Here is a 9,492-nt window from a genome sequence, read left to right as displayed (position 1 = left end):
AATTTCCAGTACTGGCAGCGGACGGGTGCCTGGACCCGCACGGGTTCGGTCAGGGCCTGGGCCGGCGCGTTTCCGCCGGAGGTGGATGTGCCGGAGGGCCGCGGATCGCGGGCCGTGTCGATCAGGAACATCCAGCCTTCTACTGCCCCGGCGGAGAGGGCCGACCCGATGGGCTACCACGACGACCTGTTCGGATCGTCGGCCGGTCCAGGTCCACCGCCTGGTGTTCCTGAGGACGCCAGGCGGTGTGACCGCGGTTCCGTGACAGTTACGCCCCTGCCTTGTGGGACCTGTGCCCGCAGGTGTCGCGGACGGCGTCGTGCCGTCGCGACCACCGGTCGTGCTCGGGTGTCCGTCGGGACTCAGGCCCGCCAGTGCACTTTGAACACCCACGCGTGCTGCCCCGTCTTGCGTGCGGCTTCGGGGACGTCGATCACCAGCGCCCCATTACTGAGGGTCCATGCCAAGGGGCGGTCGTGGCCGAGCATCGTCACCTTGTCGCCGCTGCGGATCGGGATCGGCGCCTCGACGGTGAGCTTCGCGCCGGGCTCGGCCAGCGAGTGGATGTAGAAGGCCTCGTCGGGGCGGACCGTGAATCTGAGGTCGTCGCCGAGCTGGGCCATCCTCGACCAGTACGTCGTGTCGTAGATCGCCTCGCCGTTGACGCGTAGCCAGCGGCCGGTCTCGCGCAGCCGGGTCTGCATGATCTCGGGGATCGTGCCGTCGGCCCGGGGACCGATGTCGAGAAGGAAGTTGCCGTTCTTCGACACGATGTCGACGAGGTTGCGCACGACCTCTTCGGCCGTCATGTAGCCGTCGTCGGGGGTCGCCCGGTTGTAGCCGTAGCTGAACGGGTCGAGGCCCCGGCTGGACTCCCACTTGGCGACGACCGTGTTCTCGTACGTCGTGTACTCGGGTGTGGTGAAGTCGTGGAAGGCGATCCCCGAACGGTCGTTGACGGTCACGTCGATCGGACGGCGGCGGTTCTTGGCGTGGTTGAAGTACTCCGCCAGCACGTCGAGGCTGTCGTTGGCGCCGCCGATGTCGCACCAGATGAGCTCGGGGTCGTAGCCGTGGATCAGTTCGAGCATCTGCGGGGCCTGATACTCCGTCACGAAGTCCTTGCCCGCGGTGTATCCGGTGTACGGCACCGGCTGAAGGGTGTACGGATTGCGCGGGGCGTGGCCCATCCACGGGTTGTCGGGGTTGAACCACTCCGGCATCGAGAAGTAGAGCCCGCGGTGGAGTTCGGGCGTGTGGCGGCGTGAGGCGTCGAAGAGTTCTTTGACCAGGTCCCTCTTCGGGCCCATCTTCACGGCGTTGCGGTCGGAGACCTTGGTGTCCCACAGCGCGAAGCCCTCGTGGTGCTTCGAGGTGAGCACGTGGTACTGGGCGCCGGCGTCCCGGAACAGTTCCACCCAGGCCCGCGGATCGAACTTCTCGGCGGTGAAGCGCGGGATGAAGTCGTCGTAGGCGAAGTCCTCGCCGTAGGTGTCCCGGTGGTAGGCGTACGTCGGGTTGTTCGGGTCCTGCATCTGGTCCCAGTACCACTCGGCGTACTGCTTGCCGACCGGCGCCCAGGCGGGCACCGAGTACACGCCCCAGTGGATGAAGATGCCGAACTTGGCACCCTGGAACCAGTACGGCGCCTGATGCCCGGCCAGGGACGCCCCGGTGGGCCGGTAGTCGGCGACACCGAGGGTCAACTGTTCGTGGGAGACCGCCACTTGGGATCCGCGCCCGGTCACGGTCACCGTGCCGTCCCGTACCGTGCCGGGCGCGGCACCGCTGCGGATACCGACGCGGACGCGGGCCTGCTCACCGGGGTCCAGGCGCCGGACGCGGGCGGGCTCGACCGTACGGGCGCCCTCGGCGTCGACACGCACGGACACTCCGTCGCCCGCGAGGATCGCGACCGTACCGGCGTTCACGACCGTCGCCTCCACGCTCTGCGCGCCGGACGACTCCAGCAGCGAGTTCGTGGAGTGGGCGTCGCGCAGGGCCAACGCCCGTCCCTGGGCGGCGGGTTGGAGGGAGAGGGCGAAGACGTGCAGGGAGGTCTTGCCTGCCTCGGCCGGGTTGGTCACAGGGAGAGTGAGGGCGACCGCCTCGCGCTGCGGGTCGAGCCAGACCTCCGAGGTGCCGATGCCCACGCTGTGCGGGTCCTTGGTGCCGTCAGGCTGGTAGCGGTACGGGGCGGAGAGCGAGCCGCCGGCCGCGTACCAGTCGGCGCCGCCGAGGCCTGCGGTCGTGGTGGAGCCGTCGGCGTAGTGGACGGTGGCGTTGCCGGAGGCGTTGCCGTAGCTGCCCGAGGTGAGGAAGACGGCCGACAGGTAGCGGCCGTGGGGCAGTTCGACGCGCTGGCCCATCGCGACGACGTTGTTCTTGGCGCCTGCGGCCGAGGAGGGGAAGAGGAAGGGGATGCCGTCGACGTCGACGCGGCCGGTGGGGAGTTCCTCGCCCGGGAAGGTGTAGCCCGAACCGTCGAAGTCGCCGCCGCGCGCGGAGGCGGTGTCGATGCCGTCGTTGTCGTAGAGGCCGTCGAGCGGAACGGGGACCGGCTCGGGGACGGGGACCCACGGTCCGGACGCGGTGGCGACGAGTTCGGCGGCGTGTGCGGCGGTGGCTGAAGTGAGGGGAAGGGCTGCTGCTGCGGCGACTCCGGCCGCGGCGCCCAGGACCTGACGTCTCGGATACGTACTCATGAGCGGCTCCAATTCCTCGGATGTCTGATGATTGATTGGGGCCGCGGCACTGTCAATGGTGCGGACGGAGAGGGGAGTTGGGGAGATTCATAGGATGACTCGACTGCATGTCCTGCTCGGCCGGCGATGTAAAAGTTCTGCCGTCTCTTCAGGGGCGGCCCGGCGGCCGCACGCTGGATTGAATGAGGGGGCCGCAGATGGTCATGTCCCTTGTGGTGGTGTCGCTGTGGGGAGTGCGGCGGCGTCGTGGTTGGTGTGGATGGAGTCCGTGCTGCCTTCGGGGAGGTGGCGGCGGGCGAAGTCGAACTGCTCGCGTTCGTCGCGCATCGTGCTGAATGCGGCGAAGGCGGTTGGATCGTCCTTCGCGTGCAGGAGTATCTGCCTCACCTTGGGGAACTGTCGTCCGAGGGCGTCGGCGACGGTGTCCAGTTGCCGGCGGACCAGCTCGGCGTTCGGCTGGGCGAGGATGGGCCGGATCGTCGCGGCGACCCTCTCCCCGGATCCTGTCGGAATCACGCCGAACACATGAGCGCCGGTAATTCGAGTGTCCGTGTGGCTGACGCCGTCCGGGCGACGGCGCCTGCTGTTCCATCATCTGCGTTGTGGCAGCCGGCCGTCACCGCGCCTGAGCATGCCCGCCGGCATCCGCCGGGGCGACGTGGCTCCGGAGGCTGTCCGTACTCGGCCTGTTCGACGCACGCGCAGGGGGTCGGCGATGCCTGGTGTTCGCGCAGGTCCCCTCGCGAGGTATGTCAGGGGGCATGCCGAGGTGACCGTTGCTGCCTTCGCCGCGGGTTGCCCGGAGGCCCGGAGCTCGGAAGGCGAGGTCCTTGTCACGGTGTGAGTCCCGCGTCGCGGGCCAGGAGGGCGGCCTGGACGCGGTTGGTGACTTCCAGCGCGGTCAGGACACGGCTGACGTGGGCCTTGACGGTGCTCTCGCGCATGGCGAGGCGGGCGGCGATGTCGGCGTTGGTGTCGCCGTGGGCGAGGAGGGTGAGCACGTCGCGTTCGCGGGGGGTGAGCCGGTCCAGCCGGGCCTTGGCGACGGTTGCCCGGGGCTGGTTGGTGGCGTGGTAGCGGTCGATGAGGCGGCGGGCCGCGGTGGGGTGGAGCATGGCCGAGCCTGCGGCCACCAGGTGGACGGCGCGCAGTATTTCGGCGGGATCGGTGTCCTTGAGCAGGAAGCCGTCGGCTCCGGCGGCGAGGGCGTTGTAGACGTATTCGTCGAGGTCGAAGGTGGTCAGGATGATCACCTTCGGCGGGTGGGGGAGGGCTCGCAGGCGGGCGGTGGCGGTGATGCCGTCCATGTGGGGCATGCGTACGTCGACCAGGGCGACGTCGATGCGGTGGGCGGTGGCCTGTTCGATGGCCTTCAGGCCGTCGGGGGCCTGGGCGACGACCTCGATGCCGGGGTCGTCGGCGAGGAGGTCGGCCAGTCCGAGGCGGACCAGGGCGTCGTCGTCGACGATCATGGCGCGGATCATGTGCGGGTGCCGTTCTGTTCGATGCCGGCTGGGTGGGGGATGCGTGCGGCCAGCCGCCAGGAGCCCGCGCCCGCCGGTCCGGAGTTCAGGTGCCCGCCGAGCGTGGTGACGCGTTCGCGCAGGCCGACGAGTCCGTAGCCGCTGCCGACACTGTCCGTGCGGTGAGTACCAGCGGGGTTGGTGACCTCGACGAGTGTGGCGGGCGGCCGGTAGTCGATGCGTACGGTCACCACGGCCCCGTCGGCATGCTTGCGGGCGTTGGTCAGTGCTTCCTGGACGATGCGGTACACGGCCAGTCGGTGGGTGGTGGGAGCTTCCTCGGGACGCCCCTCGACGATCAGCCCGATGTGCTGACCGGCGGCGCGGGCCTCGTCGGCCAGTTCCCGCACGTCTCGTATGACCGGCGTGAGTGCGGCACTCGTCTGCGTGGCGTCGGAATCGCGCAGCACACCGAGAACATCACGCAGATCGGTGAGTGCCTCGACGGACGTCTTGCGCAGCAGTCCGAGGCGTTCGGCGACCGGCGCGGGCAGCGTGCCGCTCTTGGTGGCCAGCACGCCGGTGTGCAGGGCGATCAGGCTCAGGCGGTGGGCCAGGACGTCGTGCATCTCGGCGGCGATACGAGACCGTTCCGCGGTGCGGGCCGCTTCCTCGCGCAGCTGCGCCTCGACACGCAGGTGCTCGACGTCGGCTGCCAGCGCCTGGACCAGGCGCCGGCGGCTGCCCAGCCACAGTCCGACGAGCACGGCCAGCACCGGCAGGAGCAGCGTGGACGCGTAGGACTGGCCCGTCCACAGAGAGGTGTCCCGGTAGCTGAGCAGGTTGGCACCCAGCGCGGCGACAGCACAACCCACGGCCACCCGCGCCCGGCGGTCCACAGCCAGGTCGAACAAGGCGACGGCCAGCATGGGCAGCAGCGGCCACCCCCACCATGCCGTGGCCGCCGTGACGAGCAATGGCGCGATCGGCCACCGCAGCCGGGACACGAGCAGGGCCGTTCCGCACACCAGCGCCGTGATGATGACGGGGAGCAGGTAGCGCCCTTCGAACGCCATGTCGTTCAGCGCGGCCCCCAGCACGCACAACGCCACGACCACCCCACGCCCGTAGGCCGCCCATCTGCGGCCTTCTCTGCTGCTCACCCGGCTCATGCTAGGCAGACCGGTGCGCGATTCCGCCTGACGATCGGCGATGTCCATCCCCTACTTTCGTAGGGGGACGCCGTCGTAGAACGGCGGATCCGATGCCGGACGCAGCTTTCTAGCGTCAATTCCATGAACGACTGGACCACCTCCCACGACCGCGTCCCGGCGCAGCGCAACGCCGAAAGCTGGATGTTCCTGATCGAGGCAGCCCGTGACCTGCGCACCACGGGTGCTGTAGCACCCAGTGGCAAGGCACTGGCTCGCGTGCTCACCGACCCTGTACGGGTGCAGGCGCCCCGCCCGCTGGCAGTGCTGGAAGCAGGCGCTGGCACCGGATCGGTCACCCGCACCCTGATACCCGAACTGCCCCGTGGCAGCCGTCTGGACATCGTCGAGGCCAACCCGCGTTTCGCCATGCGACTGCGCCGTCTCGTCACCGCGCACCCGCACCTGGCAGCCACGTCTGCGCAGGTGAACGTGCATCAGACCTACGTCGAGGACCTCGACACCGACCAGCGGTACGACGTCATCGTCTCCGGGTTGCCCCTGACCAACTTCACGCCCGTGCAGGTCGAGCGCATCATGGCCCGCTACATGGAACTCCTCCACCCCGGCGGCACGCTGACCTACTTCGCCTACCTGGGCACCCGCAGGGCCCGCGCCCTGACGGCATCGCGAGCAGAAGCCCGCCGCCACGCCGCCGTGGACGAGATCATGGCCACCTACCAGCGCACGTACGCCACGGGCCGCTGGACGGTGTGGGTCAACCTTCCCCCCGCCTACGTCTGGCATCTGCAACGTCCCCTTGTCTCTGCGGACCAGGTCGAGCCGCGGTCGTATGGGGCGAGTCGGTGAACGCGCTCTCCGACATCCTCGGCCACCTCCCGCCGGTCGCGGCGTACGCAGTGGTGGCTGCTGCGGTCCTTGCCGAGTCGGTCCTGCTGATCGGCGCTTTCGTCCCGACGCTGACCCTGCTCCTGACCGCCGGCGCGCTGGCTCGCACGGGCCAGGTCAACCTTCTTCTCGTCATCGCAGCCGCAGTCGGCGCCGTGGTGGCGGGTGACTTCCTCGCCCACCGCACCGGCAGGTACCTCGGTGACCGGCTGCGCGGCGGCCCTATGGGCCGTCGCGTTCCGGATGTCGCGTGGGGCCGGGCCGAGACGCTTATGACGCGCCACGGTGGCCGGGCGGTCTTCGTGGCTCGCTTCCTGCCGGTGGTGCGCACGCTCGCCCCGCACTCCGCGGGCGCCACTCGCCTGCCCTACCGGTGCATCGCTCCGTACAGTGTCGTCGCCGCCTGTGCGTGGGCCACGGCGGAAGCGGGTGTCGGATACGCCGCAGCGACCTCTCTCCAGCGTGTCCTCACGCTGGGTGGCCCCGCCCTCGCCCTGGTCGCTCTGATGGCGATCGGGGGCTCGCTGCTGTGGCGAAGAAGGTGCCGCCCATCTCGTCCGTCCCAGGAACCGGCGTCCGAGCCTGCTGCGAAGTGCTCCGGCCATGCTCAGGCGGGCCTGACGAGGCCGGCGTCGTAGGCGAAGATCACGGCCTGGACCCGGTCCCGGACCTCGATCTTGGTGAGGATGCTACCCACGTGCGACTTGACGGTGGACTCGGCGAGGGAGAGGTGTTCGCAGATCTCGGTGTTGCTCCAGCCGGTCGCGATGGCGATGAGTACTTCGCGTTCCCGGTTGGTGAGGCGGTCCAGCTGCCGTTGCTGTGCGGGCGTGTGGCCCGGCAGGCGGCTGCTGAAGGCGTCGATGAGTTTGCGGGTCAGACCGGGCGAGATGACGGCGTCTCCGGCGGCCACCGCGCGGATGCCGGAGATGAGTTCGTGGGGCAAGGCGGCTTTGAGCAGGAACCCGGACGCTCCGGCGCGCAGGGCGTCGTAGGCGTATTCGTCGAGGTCGAAGGTGGTCAGGACGAGGATGCGGGAGCGGCCGCCGGACTCGACGATGCGTCTGGTGGCTTCGATGCCGTCCATGCCGGGCATGCGGACGTCCATGAGGACGACATCGGGCTTCAGCTCGGCGGCCTTGCGGACGGCTTCGGCGCCGTGGGTGGCTTCACCGATGACGGTGAGGTCGGGGTGCTGTTCCAGGAGCATGCTGAAGCCGAGGCGTTGCAGGGCCTGGTCGTCGACGATGAGCACGGTGGTCATGTGCGGGGTTCTCCGTTCCGGTCGGGGGTCCCTCCCCGCTCATGGGGGGAGGTGCCGACAGCTAGGGGGAGGGCGGGGCGGTCAGGAGACGGACGTGGATGCTCCAGCCGCCTTCCCGGTTGGGTCCGGCGGTGACCTGGCCCTGGTAGATGGCCGCGCGTTCGCGCATGGCGATCAGGCCGCGGCCGCTTCCGGTGCTCCGCCTTCGGGAACGGGGCGTGCGGAAGGGGCCGGTGTCCTCGACGTCGATGTGGACCATGCCGGGCCCGACGGTCACTCGGACGCTGCTGGAGGTGTCGGCGGCGGCGTACTTGAGGGTGTTGGTGAGAGCTTCCTGGACGATGCGGTACACGGCGAGCTGGAGGCCGGGTGTCAGCGCGGTGAGGTCGCCGTCGATGTCCAGGGTGATGCTCGGGCCGGCGGCGCGGACGCGTTCGATCAGCGGGTCGAGGTCGGCGAGGCCGGGTTGCGGGGCGCGCGGGGCACCGTGCGGCCGGTCGTTGTCGTCGTCGATGACGGCGAGGAGTCGCTGCAGTTCGGCGAGGGCGCCGCGGCCGCTGTCGGCGATGAGTCTTAGGGTCTCGGCACCGCGTTGGGGCTTTGCCTCGGTCAGGCCGGCGGCACCGTCGGCGAGGCTGACGACGACGGCGAGGGTGTGGCCGAGGATGTCGTGCATCTCCTTGGAGACGCGGGCGCGTTCCTGGGCGACGGAGAGGCGGGCCTGCTGGTCCTTCTCTCTCTGCAGGGCGGCGATGACGACGTTCACCAGGCGGGTGGCGAGGCCGAGGCCTGCGATGGCCGTCACCGTGACCATCCCCAGCAGCATGCGGAGTTCCGGGCGTGCCGGGTACGCCGCCGGGCTGTCCCCCGACAGTCCGGCGGACCAGGCGACCAGCTGCGCCAGGGAGATGGCCAGGGCGACGAGCAACCGGCCGGGGGTGGCGAAGCGGCCCACGTTGAACAGGGCTACGAGGCGTGCGACGTCGGCGCTGGCGCTGGCGCCATGGAGGGACCCTGCGTAGGTCGTCAGCACGGCCGTGGCAGTGGTGAGCGCGAAGACCAGCATCGGCCTGCGCTCCCGCCACAGCAGCGGAACGGCCAGGACGACGATGAGGGCCAGGTCTTCGGCGCCCCGGGATTTGTCGGTGGAGGCGAGTATGGATGTCACGCCCACGGCGGCGCAGAACAGTGGTACGCCCCATCGCCGGACCCAGGGGTGGGCCCGGTCCGCCCACCGCCAGGAAGACAGCCGGGCGATGATGGACACGATCACACGCTGCTCATCATCGGTCGTCAGTGCCTCGGGCAGCTCGGGCCGACCGGTGAGTCGTCGACCGGGCCGGGAATCCTGTGGGGGAGTGGGGGTCAAGGTCTGTGCCCTTCGCGGTACAGGCGAGCCGCTCGCCCGTCCCGGGGGAATGGATGGACGAGCGGCGACTGGGGGAGAACGCCGACCTGGGCCGACCGCTCTCTCGCGATCGTACGGTTGACAGCGGTTCGGGGTCGGCGCTCGACCCGACCTGGTCACCGTCCGCGTCCGCGCCGCCGGAGCCGCGGGGGCGAACCGCGGGAGAAGGCGGCCGTGGAGCGGGCGGCCTGCCGGGCTCCGAGCGTGTGGCGCGGTTTGCGGTCCTCGCACACGTCGGAGGTGAGGCGGGGCCGGATCTCACGGCGAGTCTCAGGACGCCCACGCCGGCCGGCCGACCGACCGACGCAGGCGTCGGCGCCGAGCCCACGAACGTGGATGCCAGGAGGAGGATCCGCAAGGGGACGACTGGTGGTGGCGGGTGAAACGCCGACCGGCTCGAGTCGGTGCAGGACGATCGCCACGAAGTTGCTCCCGCCGGGAAAAGACGGCATTGCCTGGACGGGCCTGATCAGTCCCGCACTTCAACCTAGAAGCGGAATAGACCGACGCCATGGCACCGCCGGAGGGAATGCCACAGGACCGACTAGTACCTGGGTACCGGAGTTACTGATCTCTTCGGGTTGTTGTCGGG

7 protein-coding genes and 1 pseudogene are annotated in these 9,492 nt (G+C 69.8%); 2 read left to right on the top strand and 6 right to left on the bottom strand.

Annotation, left to right across the window (positions count from 1 at the left end; all coding sequences use genetic code 11):
• Positions 1-362: 362 nt before the first annotated feature.
• The 4 genes and pseudogenes from SSP08S_RS54085 to SSP08S_RS54070 all read right to left on the bottom strand — a co-directional run bounded on the left by SSP08S_RS54085 (position 363) and on the right by SSP08S_RS54070 (position 5,340).
• Positions 363-2,705 carry an alpha-L-fucosidase gene (locus SSP08S_RS54085; protein ID WP_019075972.1) on the bottom strand — a complete coding sequence of 781 codons (2,343 nt, stop codon included), beginning with the start codon at positions 2,703-2,705 and terminating at the stop codon, positions 363-365.
• A gap of 333 nt (positions 2,706-3,038) precedes the next feature.
• Positions 3,039-3,230: pseudogene (locus SSP08S_RS64870) on the bottom strand (transposase); the annotation flags it as partial.
• A 308-nt stretch (positions 3,231-3,538) separates the two neighbouring features.
• On the bottom strand, positions 3,539-4,189 hold the full coding sequence (locus SSP08S_RS54075; protein WP_019075970.1) for a response regulator: 651 nt from the start codon (positions 4,187-4,189) through the stop codon (positions 3,539-3,541).
• Positions 4,186-5,340, bottom strand: a complete 1,155-nt coding sequence (locus SSP08S_RS54070) for a sensor histidine kinase (protein ID WP_174479469.1) — start codon at positions 5,338-5,340, stop codon at positions 4,186-4,188. The genes SSP08S_RS54075 and SSP08S_RS54070 overlap by 4 nt, the downstream gene beginning before the upstream one ends.
• A gap of 123 nt (positions 5,341-5,463) precedes the next feature.
• On the opposite strand from SSP08S_RS54070, the gene SSP08S_RS54065 reads away from it, so the two are divergent.
• Together SSP08S_RS54065 and SSP08S_RS54060 are read left to right on the top strand one after the other, a co-directional pair.
• Positions 5,464-6,189, top strand: coding sequence for a class I SAM-dependent methyltransferase (locus SSP08S_RS54065; protein ID WP_019075968.1), 726 nt, complete (start codon positions 5,464-5,466; stop codon positions 6,187-6,189).
• The gene (locus tag SSP08S_RS54060; RefSeq protein ID WP_019075967.1) at positions 6,186-6,866 is read left to right on the top strand and encodes a DedA family protein; all 681 of its coding nucleotides are present in this window, start codon (positions 6,186-6,188) and stop codon (positions 6,864-6,866) included. Before SSP08S_RS54065 ends, SSP08S_RS54060 begins: the two co-directional genes overlap by 4 nt.
• Here SSP08S_RS54060 and SSP08S_RS54055 read toward each other — a convergent pair.
• Both SSP08S_RS54055 and SSP08S_RS54050 read right to left on the bottom strand, forming a co-directional pair.
• Positions 6,836-7,492 (bottom strand): response regulator, encoded by a 657-nt coding sequence (locus tag SSP08S_RS54055; RefSeq protein ID WP_019075966.1) that lies wholly within the window; start codon positions 7,490-7,492, stop codon positions 6,836-6,838. The genes SSP08S_RS54060 and SSP08S_RS54055 overlap by 31 nt on opposite strands.
• Positions 7,493-7,553: 61 nt before the next feature.
• On the bottom strand, positions 7,554-8,759 hold the full coding sequence (locus SSP08S_RS54050) for a sensor histidine kinase (protein WP_245608159.1): 1,206 nt from the start codon (positions 8,757-8,759) through the stop codon (positions 7,554-7,556).
• Between the last annotated feature and the right edge of the window lie 733 nt (positions 8,760-9,492).

The sequence above is a fragment of the Streptomyces hokutonensis genome (genome assembly GCF_000376565.1).
Taxonomy (GTDB): Bacteria; Actinomycetota; Actinomycetes; order Streptomycetales; family Streptomycetaceae; genus Streptomyces; species Streptomyces hokutonensis.
Note: the sequence above shows the minus strand (reverse complement) of the source record. Positions and strands in the feature narration are given on the sequence as shown.

Bases quoted from the DNA above. Each gene is read 5' to 3' on its own strand.
- SSP08S_RS54085 (WP_019075972.1), bottom strand. From the start codon at position 2,705: ATGAGTACGTATCCGAGACGTCAGGTCCTGGGCGCCGCGGCCGGAGTC.
- SSP08S_RS54075 (WP_019075970.1), bottom strand. From the start codon at position 4,189: ATGATCCGCGCCATGATCGTCGACGACGACGCCCTGGTCCGCCTCGGA.
- SSP08S_RS54070 (WP_174479469.1), bottom strand. From the start codon at position 5,340: ATGAGCCGGGTGAGCAGCAGAGAAGGCCGCAGATGGGCGGCCTACGGG.
- SSP08S_RS54065 (WP_019075968.1), top strand. From the start codon at position 5,464: ATGAACGACTGGACCACCTCCCACGACCGCGTCCCGGCGCAGCGCAAC.
- SSP08S_RS54055 (WP_019075966.1), bottom strand. From the start codon at position 7,492: ATGACCACCGTGCTCATCGTCGACGACCAGGCCCTGCAACGCCTCGGC.